The sequence below is a fragment of the Hydrogenophaga sp. RWCD_12 genome (genome assembly GCF_046604225.1).
GTDB lineage: Bacteria > Pseudomonadota > Gammaproteobacteria > Burkholderiales > Burkholderiaceae_C > Hydrogenophaga.
In genome coordinates this window covers 495,648-511,059 of sequence record NZ_JBKIXC010000001.1, presented here as the reverse complement: position 1 = coordinate 511,059, position 15,412 = coordinate 495,648, and the positions used below count along the sequence as shown (strand labels likewise).

19 protein-coding genes are annotated in these 15,412 nt (G+C 67.0%); 11 read left to right on the top strand and 8 right to left on the bottom strand.

Features of this window, described 5'->3' with window-relative positions; all coding sequences use genetic code 11:
- Positions 1-22: 22 nt before the first annotated feature.
- From ACLIJ1_RS02465 to ACLIJ1_RS02445, 5 genes are all read left to right on the top strand, one after another.
- The gene (locus tag ACLIJ1_RS02465) at positions 23-274 is read left to right on the top strand and encodes a hypothetical protein (protein WP_411363892.1); all 252 of its coding nucleotides are present in this window, start codon (positions 23-25) and stop codon (positions 272-274) included.
- An 81-nt stretch (positions 275-355) separates the two neighbouring features.
- Positions 356-1,018: a response regulator transcription factor gene (locus ACLIJ1_RS02460; RefSeq protein ID WP_411363891.1), complete on the top strand. Its 663-nt coding sequence runs from the start codon at positions 356-358 to the stop codon at positions 1,016-1,018.
- On the top strand, positions 1,015-2,424 hold the full coding sequence (locus ACLIJ1_RS02455; protein WP_411363890.1) for a sensor histidine kinase: 1,410 nt from the start codon (positions 1,015-1,017) through the stop codon (positions 2,422-2,424). The genes ACLIJ1_RS02460 and ACLIJ1_RS02455 overlap by 4 nt, the downstream gene beginning before the upstream one ends.
- 88 nt (positions 2,425-2,512) lie before the next feature.
- Entirely contained in the window at positions 2,513-2,851 is a 339-nt protein-coding gene (locus tag ACLIJ1_RS02450) for a hypothetical protein (RefSeq protein ID WP_411363889.1), read from the top strand.
- Positions 2,852-2,927: 76 nt separating this feature from the next.
- On the top strand, positions 2,928-3,986 hold the full coding sequence (locus ACLIJ1_RS02445) for an endonuclease/exonuclease/phosphatase family protein (RefSeq protein WP_411363888.1): 1,059 nt from the start codon (positions 2,928-2,930) through the stop codon (positions 3,984-3,986).
- Here the strand turns inward: ACLIJ1_RS02445 and ACLIJ1_RS02440 are convergent.
- The gene (locus ACLIJ1_RS02440) at positions 3,953-4,336 is read right to left on the bottom strand and encodes a hypothetical protein (RefSeq protein ID WP_411363887.1); all 384 of its coding nucleotides are present in this window, start codon (positions 4,334-4,336) and stop codon (positions 3,953-3,955) included. The two genes, ACLIJ1_RS02445 and ACLIJ1_RS02440, sit on opposite strands and share 34 nt — an antisense overlap.
- A gap of 58 nt (positions 4,337-4,394) precedes the next feature.
- Positions 4,395-5,012 carry a DUF4148 domain-containing protein gene (locus ACLIJ1_RS02435; RefSeq protein WP_411363886.1) on the bottom strand — a complete coding sequence of 206 codons (618 nt, stop codon included), beginning with the start codon at positions 5,010-5,012 and terminating at the stop codon, positions 4,395-4,397.
- A 227-nt stretch (positions 5,013-5,239) separates the two neighbouring features.
- Here ACLIJ1_RS02435 and ACLIJ1_RS02430 point away from each other — a divergent pair, with 227 nt between their 5' ends.
- The 4 genes from ACLIJ1_RS02430 to ACLIJ1_RS02415 all read left to right on the top strand — a co-directional run bounded on the left by ACLIJ1_RS02430 (position 5,240) and on the right by ACLIJ1_RS02415 (position 8,864).
- Complete coding sequence (locus ACLIJ1_RS02430; RefSeq protein WP_411363885.1) at positions 5,240-6,172, top strand: LysR family transcriptional regulator; 933 nt, start codon at positions 5,240-5,242, stop codon at positions 6,170-6,172.
- Positions 6,173-6,274: 102 nt separating this feature from the next.
- The gene (locus tag ACLIJ1_RS02425; protein ID WP_411363884.1) at positions 6,275-7,165 is read left to right on the top strand and encodes a hypothetical protein; all 891 of its coding nucleotides are present in this window, start codon (positions 6,275-6,277) and stop codon (positions 7,163-7,165) included.
- Between the two features lie 29 nt (positions 7,166-7,194).
- On the top strand, positions 7,195-7,770 hold the full coding sequence (locus ACLIJ1_RS02420; RefSeq protein ID WP_411363883.1) for an RNA polymerase sigma factor: 576 nt from the start codon (positions 7,195-7,197) through the stop codon (positions 7,768-7,770).
- Positions 7,767-8,864 carry an ankyrin repeat domain-containing protein gene (locus ACLIJ1_RS02415; RefSeq protein WP_411363882.1) on the top strand — a complete coding sequence of 366 codons (1,098 nt, stop codon included), beginning with the start codon at positions 7,767-7,769 and terminating at the stop codon, positions 8,862-8,864. The genes ACLIJ1_RS02420 and ACLIJ1_RS02415 overlap by 4 nt, the downstream gene beginning before the upstream one ends.
- Positions 8,865-8,874: 10 nt before the next feature.
- Here the strand turns inward: ACLIJ1_RS02415 and ACLIJ1_RS02410 are convergent, their stop codons facing one another.
- Positions 8,875-9,855, bottom strand: coding sequence for a 2-hydroxyacid dehydrogenase (locus ACLIJ1_RS02410; RefSeq protein WP_411363881.1), 981 nt, complete (start codon positions 9,853-9,855; stop codon positions 8,875-8,877).
- A 10-nt stretch (positions 9,856-9,865) separates the two neighbouring features.
- Entirely contained in the window at positions 9,866-10,213 is a 348-nt protein-coding gene (locus tag ACLIJ1_RS02405; RefSeq protein ID WP_411363880.1) for an FKBP-type peptidyl-prolyl cis-trans isomerase, read from the bottom strand.
- A 186-nt stretch (positions 10,214-10,399) separates the two neighbouring features.
- Here ACLIJ1_RS02405 and ACLIJ1_RS02400 point away from each other — a divergent pair, with 186 nt between their 5' ends.
- Complete coding sequence (locus tag ACLIJ1_RS02400) at positions 10,400-11,221, top strand: hypothetical protein (RefSeq protein ID WP_411363879.1); 822 nt, start codon at positions 10,400-10,402, stop codon at positions 11,219-11,221.
- Here the strand turns inward: ACLIJ1_RS02400 and ACLIJ1_RS02395 are convergent, their stop codons facing one another.
- From ACLIJ1_RS02395 to ACLIJ1_RS02385, 3 genes are all read right to left on the bottom strand, one after another.
- Positions 11,222-11,950 (bottom strand): nitroreductase, encoded by a 729-nt coding sequence (locus ACLIJ1_RS02395; RefSeq protein ID WP_411363878.1) that lies wholly within the window; start codon positions 11,948-11,950, stop codon positions 11,222-11,224. It lies immediately after the preceding gene.
- A gap of 72 nt (positions 11,951-12,022) precedes the next feature.
- Positions 12,023-12,475 (bottom strand): acyl-CoA thioesterase, encoded by a 453-nt coding sequence (locus ACLIJ1_RS02390; protein ID WP_411363877.1) that lies wholly within the window; start codon positions 12,473-12,475, stop codon positions 12,023-12,025.
- Between the two features lie 26 nt (positions 12,476-12,501).
- Entirely contained in the window at positions 12,502-13,470 is a 969-nt protein-coding gene (locus tag ACLIJ1_RS02385; protein ID WP_411363876.1) for a histone deacetylase, read from the bottom strand.
- A 230-nt stretch (positions 13,471-13,700) separates the two neighbouring features.
- On the opposite strand from ACLIJ1_RS02385, the gene phaP reads away from it, so the two are divergent.
- Positions 13,701-14,243: a TIGR01841 family phasin gene (gene phaP, locus ACLIJ1_RS02380; protein ID WP_411363875.1), complete on the top strand. Its 543-nt coding sequence runs from the start codon at positions 13,701-13,703 to the stop codon at positions 14,241-14,243.
- A gap of 216 nt (positions 14,244-14,459) precedes the next feature.
- On the opposite strand, the gene ACLIJ1_RS02375 is transcribed toward phaP, so the two are convergent.
- Positions 14,460-15,356, bottom strand: coding sequence for a patatin-like phospholipase family protein (locus ACLIJ1_RS02375; RefSeq protein ID WP_411363874.1), 897 nt, complete (start codon positions 15,354-15,356; stop codon positions 14,460-14,462).
- Between the last annotated feature and the right edge of the window lie 56 nt (positions 15,357-15,412).

The following is a 15,412-nucleotide window of genomic DNA, read 5'->3' as shown; positions in this document are numbered from 1 at the left end:
ACCCAACCCAAGGAATCTCACCATGAACAAGCTCCTCGCCGCCCTGATCGTTTCCGCCACCGCTTTCGCTGCCAACGCTGCCACGCCGGCCCCGGCTGCTGCACCTGCCGCTGCTGCCGCGCCTGCCGCTGCTGCTCCGGCTGCCGCTGCCCCGAAGGCCGAAGAGAAGAAGGCTGAAGCCGCTCCCGCCAAGAAGGCTGCCAAGCATGTCAAGAAGGCCAAGCACGCCAAGAAGACCGCTGCTCCTGCCAAGATGGAAGAAAAGAAGTCCTGATCTCGGGCTTCTCATGAAAAAGGCGGGGCGACCCGCCTTTTTTTGTTTCAATGCGGGAATTCCAGTCGGCCACTCACGCCCATGAAACTGCTGCTTGCTGAAGACGATGCCATGCTGGGCTCCAGCATGGAAAAGGCATTGACCCAGGCGGGTTTCACCGTCGACTGGGTCCGCCATGGCCAGCACGCCCTCAACGCCCTGCAGGCCCAGAACTACGACGTGGTCCTGCTGGACATTGGCCTGCCCGAGGTCGATGGCCTTCAGGTGCTCCAGCACATGCGCCAGCGCCGCCAGGCCACACCGGTCCTGATGGTGACCGCCCGCGATGCCATCCGCGACCGCGTCGCCGGTCTCAACCAGGGCGCCGACGACTACCTGACCAAGCCGTTCGATCTCGACGAACTGGTGGCACGCATCCACGCGCTGGCACGCCGCCAGCCGGGCCAGGCCAATCCGACACTGAAGATGGGCCGGCTGACGCTCAGCCCGATCGAGCGCGAGGTGCGTCTGGGTGACAAGCTGCTGTCGCTCTCGCAGCGTGAGTTCGACCTGCTGCAGGCGCTGATGCAGAAACCGGGCGCCGTGCTCTCGGTCGAACAGCTCGAAAGCAAGCTGTACGGCTGGGGCGAAGAGATCTCCAGCAACGCGATCGAGGTGCATCTGCACCACCTGCGGCGCAAACTGGGCGAACCCTGGATCCGCAACGTGCGCGGCGTCGGCTACAAGCTGGTGGAAGTCGCTTGAGCTCGATCCGTTCCCGGCTGCTGCTCTGGCAGATCTCTGCCCTGCTGATCACGGCACTGGTGGTGAGCCTGCTGACCTATCGACTGGCGCTCGACGGTTTCAACGAGGTCCAGGACTACGGGCTGGAGCAGATCGCCCACACCGTGCTGCGGCATGACGAGACGCCCGTGCCGGCGCCGCCCGGGCGCAAGCTGCCTGTGAAGCCGCCGACCTACACCACCGGCGCTGAAACACCGGATCCTGCAATCACCGCCGACGAAGAGCCGACCATCGAGGAACCGGCCGACGACGAACCCGACGAGGGGCAGTTTGTCAGCCAGATCTGGAGCACCAAAGGCAAGCTGATCTATTCGTCGGCACTGGACGAAGGTCCGCCGCTGCAGCCGCCGGGCCTGCACACGGTGGTCTGGCAAGACCACACCTGGCGGGTTTTCACCCTGCCCCGCGAAACCCGGACCGCCCAGGTCGCCGTCAGCCGCGCCGAACGCAACCAGGGATTCTCGACACTGGTCATGTGGCTGCTGCTGCCGATGGCGGTGCTGGTGCTGCTGCTGGGTGTGCTGATCCACGAGGCTGTCTCGCGTGCTCTGCATCCTCTGGACCGGCTGCGCGACGAGATCGGGCAGCGCGATGTTGCGCAGCTGCACGCGGTGCCGCTGGAGGACCTCCCCGATGAGCTGGCGCCACTGGCCAACACCCTGAACCAGTTGCTGGCCCGCATGGACCATCTGCTGGCCGGCCAGCGCCAGTTCCTTGCCGATGCGGCACACGAGCTCAACACGCCGCTGGCGGCCATCAAGCTCCAGGCCCAGCTGGCCCGCCGCGCCCACGCTGCCGAGCGGCAGGCGGCACTCGACGATCTGGACTCCGGCATCGAGCGCGCCATCCACCTGGCGGCCCAGTTGCTGCAGCTCGCCCGCCTGGAACCCGATCAGCGCGAGCCGCACCGCGAGCCAGTGGCGCTGGACAAGCTGGTGCGGCAGGCCGTGGTCGCGTTCTCGGCCCAGGCGGACCTTCGGGGCGTGGACCTGGGCCTGATCCACACGGAACCGCTGGAAATGTCCGCCGATCGCCAGGCCTTGCGCGCCATGCTCGACAACCTGATCGACAACGCCCTGCGCTATGCGCCCTCGGGCTCTTGCGTGGACGTGAGCCTGCGACGCGACGGTGCGGAGGCGGTGATCGAGGTCTCTGACAACGGGCCCGGCATCCCGCCCGAAGACCGCGAAAAGGTTCTGCGGCGTTTCGTGCGCCTGAACCAGACCGACGTCACCGGCAGCGGCCTGGGGCTGGCCATCGTTCGGGAAACCGTGGGAATGCATGCCGGTTCGCTGCTGCTGGAAGATACGCCCGGGGGTGGGCTCACGGTGCGTATCCGGCTGCCGATGGGCGCCCTTCAACCATAAGCGAACCTTAATTTTCAGCGCCGGGGTTCCGCCATAATCGGCGCGCTCTGGGCACCCGCCCCGGGCTGACTACCTTTCCAATGACATCATGAACAAACTGCTGATTGCCCTGATCGCCTCCGTGTCCGCCGCCGCTGCCGTGGCCGCCACCCCCGCTCCCGCTGCTGCCCCGGCCGCCGCCGCTGCTCCTGCCGCCGCTGCCGCTCCGGCCGCTGCTGCTCCCGCCAAGGCTGAAGAAAAGAAGGCTGCCGCTCCCGCCGCCGCTGCCCCCGCCAAGGCCGAAGAAAAGAAGGCTGAAGCCGCTCCGGCCGCCAAGGCTGAAGAGAAGAAGGCTGAAGCTGCTCCCGCCAAGAAGGCCAAGAAGAAGGCCAAGAAGGCTGCTGCTCCTGCCAAGATGGAAGAAAAGAAAGAAGAGAAGAAGTCCTGATTTTTCAGCTTCTCTCCAAAAAGAGCGGGACGCCAGTCCCGCTTTTTTTTCGTCCGCATCTGGGTAAAGTCGGCCCATGACCGCCAACACTCCCGCGCCAACCAATCGCTGGGCCACGCTCATGATGGCCAGCTGCAACGTACTCAACCTGGCACAGCCAGGACGCCATTTCTACGATGGCCAGGATCCGTACAGCCAGAACGAATTCGAGCGCAAGGTGGACTGGCTCGGTGACCGTTTTCGCGTGCTCAACGCCGACGTGCTGGCCGTGCAAGAAGTGTGGGACGAACTCGCCCTGCGCGCCGCCGTCTCCCGCAGTGGCCTGCAGTACGGCACGGTGCTGGTGCCCGGCGCCGAAAACGGACCGGGACAGCACGGCGCACAGGGCACGCCGCGCGTCGGTATGGTGACGAGGCTCAAGGTCGAATCGGTGCAGTCGATTACCGATTTCCCGGCCGCCGCTGTCGTGCAGGTGCCCGGCCTGGGGCCGCACACCCGTTTCGAGCGCCCGCCCCTGTTGGCGACATTGCGCATGAAACACGGGCAGGAAATCGCCGTCATCACCGCCCACCTGAAGTCCAAGCGGCCCAAGTACCTGCAGGACGCTCAGGGCAAGACACTGGAAGACACCGAAGATCCCGCCGTGCAGGCCGTGGGATCGCTGCGCTCGCTGATCATGCGGGCGGCCGAGGCGCTGGCACTGCGCCTGAAGGTCGTGGAACTGCTGCACCGCACGCGGCTGCCGCTGATCGTGATGGGTGACCTCAACGATGGTCCGCACAGCGTCACGACCCAACTCATCGCGGCTACCTCACAGGTCGCCTACGACAAGGGCGCGCGCGACAACGCGCTGTTCAGTGCCTGGGACGTGCAGGGCGATGCGGCGCTGCGTCGCGATGTCGCCTATTCCCACATCCACCAGGGCTACCCTGAGGTGCTGGACCAGTTGCTGGTCAGCGAGGAGTTCGTGTCAACCAGCCGTGCTTCGATCGGCGACGTGCGGCGTGTGGAGGTCTTCAACGACCATCTCAACGAAGGCCGCGACCGCAGCCGCAGCGATCACGGATTCGTGCGCGCACTGCTGCGGTTGAAGTTGCCGGATCAGCCCCTGACGAACAACGTCACCAGCGGCTGATCGCCGACCTGCCGGCTCCAGTGGCCGTGCACTGCCGGGTCGAAAGTCGCGCCGTCGGGCAGCGTGTCGGCCGAGTAGAAGTGGTCGCCCGGACCGAAGATGCGTGACGTGCCGTCCTGCAGCCCGATTTCCATCTGCCCCTGCAGCACGAACAGCCATTGCGGCGCGCCCGTGCAGTGGAACTGGCTGCGAAAGCCCACCGGACTCTGGCGCAGCTGGTAGCCGCCCGAGGGCATCAACGGCGAAAGGCACGCCGCTGGCGTGCCTTCGCTGAGGGCAACCGTTTCCTCGCGGAACGCGGCCCGCCCGTTGGTGCCCGTGTAGAGCACCACCTTGTTGAAGGTCGTCATGGTCATCTCCTGAGGCTCAGGGTTGTACCAGACGACCGGGCGTGGCCGGTCCGGGAGATCAGTTCGCCTTCGGGTAGCGGCCGGGGAACAGCTCGTTGAGCTTCTTGCCGCTTTCACCATCGGCCACGATGTCTCCCGTGCGGATGGCTTCGGCCAGCTCGGCCTTCACCTGTTCGCGGGTCTTGCCCTGTGCCACGGTCTGCTTCGGGTAGCGGTTCGGGTAGATCTCGTTGAGCTTGCGGCCCGATTCGCTGTCGCCGATCACGTCGCCGCTTTGCTGCGCGGCACGCAGTTCGGCGCGCACTTCCTCACGGGTCAGGCCGGCGGCCTTGGGCGCAGCGGCGTAGGCACTGGGATTGATTTCCCGGGCGGTGCGGCCGGACTCGTTGTCGGCGATCACATTGCCTTCGCGCTGGGCGGTCGCCAGTTCGGCCTTGACTTCGGCGCGGGACTTGGCCTGTGCCGTAGCGGCGGCCGGGTAGCGGTTCGGATACATCTCGCGCAGGGTGCGGCCGGATTCGACGTCGCCAATCACGTCACCGGCTTGCTGGGCCTGGATCAGTTCGGCACGGACCTGTTCGCGGGTCAGGGGAGCGTCGGCGTCGGCGGCGAAGACTTGGCCAGCCGACAGGGCGGCCACGGCGAGGGCGATGGAGGAGAGGACGTTGGCTTTCATGATGCTTCCTTTCAAGAAGTGGTGAACAACGGAATCAATGGTGTCGACCGGTCGGCCGGCTGTCTTTTCGGGGCGGTATCGCTTCTTTGCACTGTGTTTCTGAAGCGTTTGCCGCTGCGATGGGTGAACTTTAAAATTTCCATCCAAAGAGAAAAATCACCTGATCGTCGACAGTCCATTTCGATTTCAGAAATAATCCAGTGCTTGTTGACCCACAGAATCGCCCCATGGACCGACTGACTTCGATGCGTGTATTCCTGCGGGTGGTGGACGAAGGCGGCTTCGCCGCCGCTGCCCGTGCCCTGGACATGTCGCCCGCCGTGGTGACACGGCTGGTGGCCGACCTGGAGGAGCACCTGGGGACTCGGCTGCTGCAGCGGACCACGCGCCGGCAGTCGCTGACCGACGCGGGTGAGGCCTACCTGGAGCGGGTGCGCCACATCCTGCAGGACCTCGACGATGCGCATTCGCTGGTCAGCTCGCACACGCAGGAGCTCTCGGGCACGCTGCGCGTGCTGGCGTCGCCGGTGCTCGCGACGCACGTGCTGGCTCCCATGGTCGCCAGCTTTCACCAGCGCTACCCGCAGATCCTGCTGGACATCGAGGTAGCCAACCACCGCGAACCGCCCATCGAGGCGTTTGACATCACGCTCATGGGCGCCGACGAGGGCTATGACGCCAACATCATTGCGCGCAAGGTGAATGCCACGGAGGCCTTTCTGGTCGCGTCACCGGAATACCTGGCGCGCAAGGGCGTGCCCGCCACGCCGCAGGAACTGCTGCAGCACGACTGCCTGCGCATCAAGCCCGACATGGGCATGCGCAGCAGACAGTGGCGCCTGTTCCGCAGCGACCGCGATGACGAAGTACTGCTGGACGTGAAGCCGGTGCTGTGGGCCAACCACACCGACACCCTGATGCGCGCAGCCCTCGACGGTGCCGGCATCACCGGCACCACGGTCGAACTGGCGGCACCCCACCTGTCCAGCGGCGCGCTCGTGCGCGTGCTGGCACCCTGGATCACCGGCCGCTTCACGCTGTATGCCGCCCTGCCCAGCCGCAAGTTCCTGCCGCAGCGCACGCAGGTGTTCCTCGACCACCTGACCGAGAAGACGCGCGAAGGTGTCGCGCGCGCACTGGCCAGCTGTTCCGCCTGCTGAACGGAATCGCATACATCCGGTTGCAAATTGCGCAGCCTGCTCTAACCCCGTCCGTCGTCCTGGTTCGTTTCAGAGGGCTCCACCACCTTTTCAGGAGCCCTCATGAACACCACCCTGCGTCGCTTCACGCTGCCCGCCCTCGCAGCCCTTGCCCTGCTCGCCGCGCTGCCAGCCCAGGCGGTCGGTCGCCTGGCCGACATCAACATCATCGACCGCGACAGCGGCGAGACCCTGCCGGTGGTCCGGCACCGCGGCGAATACTGGGTCGCCGGGCGACCGGGGGCGCGCTACGCCGTGTCGGTGCGCAATGCCGCGCCCGGCCGCTTGATGAGCGTGGTCTCGGTCGACGGCGTGAATGTGGTGTCGGGCGAAACCGCCGCCTGGGGCCAGACCGGCTACGTGCTCAGTCCCTGGCAGCAGTACGACATCACCGGCTGGCGCAAGACCGACGCCGAGGTCGCCGCCTTCCACTTCACCGCCCTGCCCTCGTCGTACGCGGCGCGCACCGGCCGGCCGGCCAACGTCGGCGTCATTGGCGTCGCCGTGTTCCGCGAAAAGGAAGCGCCGCCCGTGAGCGTCACGCCGCCCGAGCCGGTGCGCCCGTCCTGGCGCGAGCGCCGCGAGCTCAGCGAAATGGAGCGCGACCAGCTTCAGCGCAGCGCCGTCCCCGCAGCGCCGGCCGCTGCCAACGAGTCTTTTTCCGGCGCCGGCAGCGCCAAGAGCGCGGCCGCCGACGCCTCGGACGCGCTGCGCCGGCCGGCACCCACCGCCGCACCGCGGCTGGGCACGGGCCACGGCGAACGCGAAACCGACCGCGTGGGCCACACCAGCTTCGAGCGCCGCAGCCAGAGCCCCGACGAGGTCATCCGCATCCGTTACGACAGCCGAGAGAACCTGATCGCCATGGGCGTGCTGCAGCCCGACGCCGCACCCGCGTGGCCGCAGGCCTTCCCGGGTTCGCGCCCTCAACGCTATGTGCCCGATCCGTACTGATCGGCGCGCGGGCCTTCCATAATCGCCGCATGTCCGCGGCCGACGCCCCCACCGACGAGCACCTCATGCACGCCTATGCTGGCGGGGACGCGCGCGCCTTCGAGACCCTGTACGACCGCCACGCCCTGCCGGTGTGGCGCTTCGTGCAGCGCAGCGTACAGAACGCCGCGCTGGCCGACGATCTGGTGCAGGAAGTCTGGTTCGCCGTGGTCCGGCAGGCGCCGCAATACGAGGCGAGGGCCAAGTTCCGCACCTGGCTGTTCACCATGGCCCACCACCGCGTGGTCGACCACTGGCGCACACACAAGGCGCATGCCAGCCTGGATGCCGAGTCGGAAGACGGCGCGTCGCTGGCCGACATGCTGGCCGCCGAATCGGGCTTCGGCCCCGAACGGCAACTCAATTCGCGCGAGCTGGCGCAGGCACTGCTCGATGCGCTGGCGGCGCTGCCGCCGGTGCAGCGTGAAGCCTTCCTGCTGCAGGCCGAAGCGGGCATGAGCCTGGCCGAGATCGCACAGGCCACCGGCGTCAGCCAGGAAACTGCCAAGAGCCGTCTGCGCTACGCCCGCGCCCGTCTGCGCGAGACCCTGGAGGCCCACGCATGAGCCGCGACCATCCCGACGACACGCCGCAGGACCAACTGCTGGAGCGCTACCGCGAGGCCAACACACTGGACCCGGCGCGCCCCGGTCCGGCGCTGCGCGAGAACGTGCTGGCGCATGCGCGAGCGATGGCAAACTCACGCACACAGGCGCCCACCCCGACAGACGCGGCGGCGGCAAACGACAGTGTCTGGTCCTGGAAGGCCTTGGCCAGCCTGGCAGTGATCGGTCTGGTGGGCTTGCTGGCGCTGCAGTTCGACCGGGGCTCTCCCGAGGAGAAGGAGGCGGCGTTCGGCACAGAAATGCAACGCCCTGCGCCAACGGCATCGGCTCCCGCAGCACCTTCAGCAGGTGCGGCGCCCACACCAAACACCGCCACCGAGCCTGCGGCAGCCACCGCCCCGATGGACATGGCCAAAGAACCTGCAGAGACGGCTGCTGCCGCTGCCCCTGCGGTCACACCCTCGGTGGTGCCACGTCCGGCACCCTCTGCGGCCAAGCCTGCCGCGGCCGACAGTGCCCAGAGAGCGTCCAGGAAGGCGTCGACCGAGGAAGCCGAGGGCGCATTGGCGCCACCCGCACCACCCTCTCCTGTGGCGGCCACTGCCCCGATGACCGCGCCCACACCGGCGCCCATGCCCAAAGCTGCACCGGCGCCAGCGCCGGCAACCATGGCACCCGTGACTCCGGCGCCAGCAGCGCCTGCACTGGCCCCTGCCCCTGCTCTCGCCGAAGGTGCTGCAGCGGGCGCGGGCGCTCCGGCGCGCAACATCGCGCCGGGACTGTCCAGGGAACGGCGTGAAAACAGTGTGGCCGACGCGGTGACCACTCCTCCCGTGTCGCCGCTGCACGCGGCGGTGGCGGCGGGCGATGCGGCTGCGGTGCGTCAGTGGCTGGCCAGCAGTGGCCGTCCCAACCAGCGCGATGCGAAGGGGCGTACACCGTTGATGTTGGCCGCAGTCCGTGGTGACGGCGCGATCGTCCAGCTGCTGCTGGATGCGGGTGCCGACCGCGAGCTGCGCGACCCGCAAGGGTTGAGCGCTGCCGACCTTGCGGAGCGCGCCGGTCACCCGGAGCTGCTACCGCTGTTGCGCTGAGCTTGCCGCTTCAGCGTGGCGCGACGCTGTTGAGCGGCGACTTCGCTCGCCCGGTGGTCAGGTAGGCAATCAGGTTGTCGGCCGCGAGCATCGCCATCGCCATGCGGGTCGGCAGCGTGGCACTGGCAATGTGCGGCGTGAGCACGACGTTGGGCACGGTCAGCAGGTCCGGGTTGACCTGGGGCTCGCCCTCGAACACGTCCAGCCCGGCGGCCGCAATGCGTTTTTCGCGCAGCGCCGCAACCAGCGCGTTCTCGTCCACGATGCCGCCGCGCGCGATGTTGACCAGGGTGGCGGTCGGCTTCATGAGTGCCAGTTCGGCCGCGCCCACGGTGTGGTGCGCAGCGGGGGTGTAAGGCAGCACCAGCACCACATGGTCAGCCCGCGCAAACAGGTCGTCGCGCGAGACGTAGCGCGCGCCGCAAGTGGCTTCCTTGTCGGCATCGAGCCTTGAGCGGTTGTGGTAGATCACCTGCATGCCAAAGCCATGCGCGCCACGGCGGGCGATCGCCTGACCGATGCGGCCCATGCCGAGGATGCCCAGCGTGCTGCCGTGGATGTCGGCGCCAGCAAACAGGTCGAGCGACCACTGCTTCCACTGGCCTGCGCGCAGGAAATGCTCGCTCTCGGCGATGCGCCGCGCGGTCGCCATCAGCAACGCAAAGCCGAAGTCGGCCGTGGTCTCGGTCAGCACGTCGGGCGCGTTGGTCGCCTGCACGCCGGCCGCCGTCATCGCGTCCAGATCGAAGTTGTTGTAGCCGACCGCGAGGTTGGACACGATCTTCAGTTGCGGGCAGGCCGCCAGCAGCGCCGCATCGATGCGCTCGCCGCCGGTGGTGAGCACGCCCGCCTTGCCCTGGAGGCGCTCGACGAACTCGCTGGCGGACCAGACCACGCCAGGTGGAGTGGTCTCGACATCGAAATGTTCGCGCAGGCGTTCCACCACTTCGGGGAACACGTTGCGCGCGATCAGGATGGCGGGGCGGCTCATGGGCGGTGAATCAGACGGCCAACAGGTCGACTTCAAACAGCAGCGTGGCGTTGGGCGGGATGACACCGCCAGCGCCGCGGGCGCCATAGCCCAGTGCGGCCGGGATCACGAGACGGCGCGTGCCGCCGACGGCCATGCCCTGCACGCCTTCGTCCCAGCCCTTGATCACGTGACCTGCGCCCAGCGGAAATTCGAAGGGCTGACCGCGGTCCTTGCTCGAATCGAACTTGGCGCCCTGCACGCCGTCGTTGAAGAGCCAGCCGGTGTAGTGCACCTGCACGGGACGGCCGGCCTTGGCGATGTCGCCGTTGCCGACCACGGTGTCTTCGTACTGCAGGCCGCTGGGAGTGGTGATCATGGAAAAGTCCTCGGGTGTAAAAAGGGGAAGGCCGATTATTCCAGCCCTGCGCGAGGAGCTCCGGTGACCAGCGCATGGCACCACTTCGAACACCTGTTTACACAGACTTTGCAGTCCAGGGCAAAAATCTTGACGCAGGGGCGGTGTACTGCAGCCACCCCAAACAACGGTCCGAGGAGACCACTGATGACCACCAACACCCCGCTTCTCTCCCGTCGCATGGCGCTGGGCGCAGCCGCCGCGGCAGCCCTGCTGACCACGGTGCCCACCATGGCCATGGGTCGCCTGACCGATGTGCGCGTCGTGGATCGCGACCGCGACATGGTGATGCCGATGTACCAGTACCGGGGTGAACTCTGGGTGGCTGGCGAACCGGGCGCACGCTACGGCATCGAGTTGCGCAACGACAGTCGCGAGCGGCTGCTCAACGTGGTGTCGGTCGACGGTGTCAACGTCGTCACCGGCCAGACCGCGTCGTTCGACCAGGCCGGCTACGTGCTCGACCCCTACCAGCGCTACGAAGTCAATGGCTGGCGCAAGAGCCAGCGCGACATCGCCGCCTTCGAGTTCACGCGGCTGTCCAACTCCTACGCAGCCCGCACCGGTCGCCCTGACGACGTGGGTGTGATCGGCGTGGCGGTGTTCCGCGAACGCGAGGCCTTCACGCCGCCGCGCCCGCCACGGCCTCCGTTCCCGCCGTTCGACCGCAGCTCCCCGCAGTCGGGCACCAAGTCCAGCCCGCAGCTGCAGGAGAAATCGGCACGTGGTGGTGAGCCGGGCGCGCCGCTGGGCACGGGCCATGGCGACATCGAGCGGGACCGTGTGGGCGAAACCGACTTCCTGCGCCGCAGCGGGCGGCCCGACGAAATCATCCGCATCCGCTACGACAGCCGCGAGAACCTGATCGCGATGGGCGTCATCCCGCCGGACCGCCCGCGCTGGCGCGACCGCCGTCCGAGCGCCTTCCCAGGCGCGAACCGCGGCTATGTGCCCGACCCGGACCGCTGATCACTCCAGCCAGTGGGTGAATGAGGCCACGGTTTCGCGCGGCGTGATGAAGCCGTTGACCTTGTCTGCGGGATCGGCGTAACCCAGCGCCATCCCGCAGACCAGCATCTCGTTCTCGCCCGCACCGATGTGCGGCAGGATGAGTTTCGAGAAACCGTTCCAGGCCGCCTGCGGGCAGGTGTCCAGGCCATGCGCCTTGGCGGCGACCATGATGTTCTGCAGGAACATGCCGTAGTCGACCAGTGAGCCGCGGCCCATGACCTTGTCCAGCGTGAACATCAGGCCAACGGGCGCGTCGAAGAATCGGAAGTTACGCTGGTGCTGGGCGTGCATCTTGTCCTTGTCGCCCTTGGTGATGCCCAGCAGACCATAGAGGCTCCACCCGTTCTCGCGGCGGCGGTCGATGTAGGGGCTGACCCACTGCGTCGGGTAGTAGTCGTACTCCTCGCGGTACTGCTCGGCCAGCAAGGGATCTGCGCGCATCGCGTCGTGCGCCGCGCAGCACTTGTCGACCAGGCTGTCCCGGCTGGCACCCTGCAGCACATAGACCTTCCAGGGCTGGGTATTGGTGCCCGAGGGCGCCCTGCTGGCGACCTGCAGGATGTGCTCGATCGTCTCGCGCGGCACCGCCTTGGGCAGGAAAGCGCGCGCCGACAGGCGCGTGGTAATGGCAGCGTCGACGCTGGCCGCATCGATCACGGGCGCAGCGGCGGGCGGGTTCTGACTCATGGGTGTCTCCTGTTGTGACGTTTACGTTAACGTCAATTATGTCCATCTGCCCCGTTGTCTGCAGGACAGGGTTCAGACGATGGTCTGCAAGGTGTTCTTGAGCACGGCCGGCAGCGCCACAGGCCGGCGCGTTTCTCGGTCCACGTACACGTGCACGAAGTGGCCACAGGCGGCCGCGAGCGGCTCCCCTTGTGCAAACAGACCTACCTCGTAGCGCACGCTGGAACTGCCCAGGTGCGCCACGCGCAGCCCGGCTTCGATGGTCTGAGGAAACGCCAGCGGCGCGAAGTAGTTGCACTGGGTCTCGATGACCAGTCCGATCACCTCGCCGGCGTGGATGTCCAGCGCGCCCTGCTCGATCAGCCAGGCGTTGACCGCGGTGTCGAACCAGCTGTAGTAGACGACGTTGTTCACGTGGCCGTAGACGTCGTTGTCCATCCAGCGCGTGCCGATGGAGCGGAACACGCGGTAGTGATCGCGGGGTTTGGCCTGGTGTCGGGCGTTCGGGGTGGCGGGGGCGTTCATGGCGGCGGATTCTGCCTCCGCGCCGTTCAGGCCGCTGTCACCGCCGCGCGATCACCGTCGCGGGCCAGCGCCATCCAGCGGGCGTGGTATTCCAGCGCCACGCGGTAGGTGTTCATCTGCACTTGCACCGTGGCTTCCATGTCGGTGCCATAGCCGCCGGCCATGGCGAAGGCCAGCGGCAGGCGGCGCTGCCAGGCCCAGTCCATCACGCGGCGGTCGCGTGCCTCCAGACCGTCGAATGTGAGCTTCAGTCGGCCGAGCCGGTCGCCCTCGTGCGGGTCTGCGCCGGCCAGGTAGATCACCAATCCGGGCTCGAAGCGGTGCACCAGTTCGTCCAGCGCGCGCTCCAGCGCCTCCAGATAGGCGGCGTCGCCCGTGCCGTCGGGCAGCTCCACGTCCAGATCGCCGGCTTCCTTGCGGAACGGGAAGTTCTTTTCGCCGTGCAGCGAGAGCGTGAACACCGAGTCGTCGTTGGCGAAGATGCGTGCCGTGCCGTTGCCCTGGTGCACGTCGAGGTCGACGATCGCCACCTTCAAGGGCCCGCGCGCCCGGTGCTGCCGTGCATGTTCGGCCTGCATCAGGCGCGCGGCCACGGCGGCGTCGTTGAACACGCAGAAGCCGCTGCCCTTGTCGGCGTAGGAGTGGTGTGTGCCCCCGGCGATGTTGGCCGCCATGCCTTCGCCGCCGATGGCGGTTCGGCAGGCCTGAATGGTCGCGCCGACCGAGCGGCGCGCGCGCTCGGCCATCGCCGGGCTCCAGGGAAATCCGATCTCGCGCTGGGCGGCCGGACTCAGCGTGCCCTGCTGGATGGCCTGGATGTAGGCGGGGTCGTGCACCAGTGCCAGCTCGCCATCACTGGCCGGCAACGCCTGCCCCAGCTGGACGGCCGGGCATTCGGCCGCCAGCCGTTCGCGCAGCCGGCCGTACTTGGCCATGGGAAACCGGTGCCCGGCAGGCAGCGGCAAGATGAAGTGGTCGGCGTAGAAAACGTGCACAGATCGATTGTCGCGCGGGCATGAAGCCAGGGCGACGCGCCCCGGTTTTAGAAATCCGACCCTAGATTGCTGCAGCGCAACAAAAAACACTTGCGCACCACGTTGGTGTCCCTATAATTCCACCCATGTTGCAGCGCAGCAAAGCGAACGACAACAACAGCGTCCAGACAGCGCCAGGTTCTCGAAGCAGCCTTCAACTACCCCTTCAAACCCTCACAGGAGAAAGAATTATGTTGACCGCTGAACAAATCGTTGCCGCCCAGAAAGCCAACATCGAAACCCTCTTCGGCCTGACCCAGAAAGCCTTCGAAGGCGTGGAAAAGCTGGTCGAGCTGAATGTGCAAGCCACCAAGGCTGCCCTCGCCGAGTCCGCCAACAGCACGCAAGCCCTGCTGTCCGTCAAGGACGCCCAGGAACTGCTGACGCTGCAAGCTTCCCTGTTCCAGCCGCTGGCTGAAAAGACCGTGGCCTACAGCCGCCACCTGTACGACATCGCTTCGGGCACCGGCGCCGAATTCGGCAAGGCTGCTGAAGCCCAGGCCACCGACGCACAGAAGAAGTTCAACGCATTCGTGGACAACGCCGCCAAGAACGCTCCCGCCGGTACCGAAACCGCCGTGGCCGTGTTCAAGAGCGCTGTTTCCGCCAGCAACAACGCCCTGGAATCGGTGCAGAAGGCTGTCAAGCAAGCCACCGAAATGGCTGAAGCCAATTTCAACACGGTCACCGCCCAAGCCGTCAGCGCCACCAAGGCCACCGCCAAGAAGCGTTGATCAACGGGGCGTTGCTGCCGGTGTTCCGGGCTTTGACCTCGGTCAAGGCGAATAACATGGAACCCAAGCAGACTGGCGCCTGACCTGTGAAGGCGGCGCTGAAACCTCAGACCGTTTTTATGGTTGTCTCCTCGGGTCCTTTTCGAAATTCCGATTTCATCGGACCCCTTCAAGCCCTCGCTGCAAAGCGGGGGCTTTTTTTATGCCCTCGCGGCATCAGCGGATTTCGACCGGGCGCAACTTCGCCAGTGCCTGCCGCAGGCGCGGCAAGGCGGCCAGCATCGCGGCACGCCCCGCCTCGATGGAGCGCTGTCGGGCCGTGAAGTCGGCGCTGCCGACGCCAGCCAGCGCCGGCCGGATCACGACATCGGCCTTGGCCAGCTCCAGCCGGTTGATGCTCTGCCCCATGATGGCGGTGGTCTTGGGCAGCAGGGTCAGCAAGCCGTCGGACGAGATGTCCTGGGGATCGGCGGAAATGTCCACCGCCAGCACCACCTCGGCCCCCATCTCACGTGCCTGGTGCACCGGCACCGGTGCCACCAGACCGCCGTCCACGTAGTCGCGCCCTGCGATCGTCACCGGATTGAACACACCGGGGACCGCACTGGAAGCGCGCACCGCCTGCGCCGCGTCGCCACGCCGGAACAGGATGCCATTGCCGTTGCCCAGATCGGTCGCCAGGATGCCCAGGGGCATTGACATCTGCTCGATCAGCTTGCCGCCCACGGCCTGCCGGACATAGCGGGCCAGGGCCTCGCCGCGCATCAACCCTCGGTTGGTCAGCGGCATGACCCAGTCGGTCAGCGTGGCTTCGTCCATGCCCAGCGCCACGCGCTCCAGCTCCGCGGCACCCTTGCCACTGGCGTACAGCGCCGCGACCAGGCTGCCCGCCGAGGTGCCAGCCACCACGTCGGGCCGGATGCCGTTCTGCTCCAGCACCTGGATCACTCCGACATGCGCGAACCCGCGGGCCGCACCACCGCCGAGGGCGAGCCCGAGTCGCGGAGGCCGCTGGGGCGCCTCGAACACCGGCGTCGGTGGGGACTGAAATGTGGAACAACCGGTCAGCAGCAGCGCCAGGACCATCGCGCTGACTTGCCTCAAACGATACATATTACGAACCATTCGCATTTGTGTTAGCATCTTACCCATTCACCAACCGCCCATGA